Below are 541 nucleotides of genomic sequence, written 5' to 3' on the forward strand. Positions count from 1 at the left end.
ATCCCGGGCTGCACCAGCGCCTGGTCGCCTCGCCGACGATGCGCCTGGTCAACCTGGCCGGACAGGCGATCGGCAACCGGTACCGGCGCTTCCTGGCGGAAGAGGACGGCCTGAGCCCCGGCGCCGCCGCGGTGCTCAACGCCCTCGCCTGGGGCCAGGGCCGCGGCCTCGAGGCCGGCACCCCGGGCCGGGCCACCCACTCGGAACTCGCCCAGCGCTGCATGATCACCCCGGCCACCCTCACCGGCCTGGTCTCCACCCTGGAGAAGGCCGGCTACGTCCGGCGCCAGCGCGACGAGTCGGACCGGCGCGTGGTCTGGCTGCTGCTCACCGAGGCCGGCGAGGCGCGCGCGGCCGAGATCTCGTTGCGGGCCAAGGCCGCCAACGCACAGCTCATGCAGGAGCTGACCCCCGAACTCGAGGCCGCCCTGCGCGACTTCCTGATCACCCTGATCGAGAACGACCTCGCGGTCGTGCACCAGGAGACGTCCGTGTTGTCCGAACAGTCCCCGCACTCCGAAGAACCCGGGCACGCCTCCGC

General features: G+C 73.0%; 1 protein-coding gene. It reads left to right on the forward strand.

Annotation, left to right across the window (positions count from 1 at the left end):
* The coding region (locus KDL01_RS41745; protein WP_212534245.1) for a MarR family winged helix-turn-helix transcriptional regulator at positions 1-541 on the forward strand (541 nt) is incomplete at both ends.

The sequence above is a fragment of the Actinospica durhamensis genome (genome assembly GCF_018139695.1).
GTDB classification, from domain to species: domain Bacteria; phylum Actinomycetota; class Actinomycetes; order Streptomycetales; family Catenulisporaceae; genus Actinospica; species Actinospica durhamensis.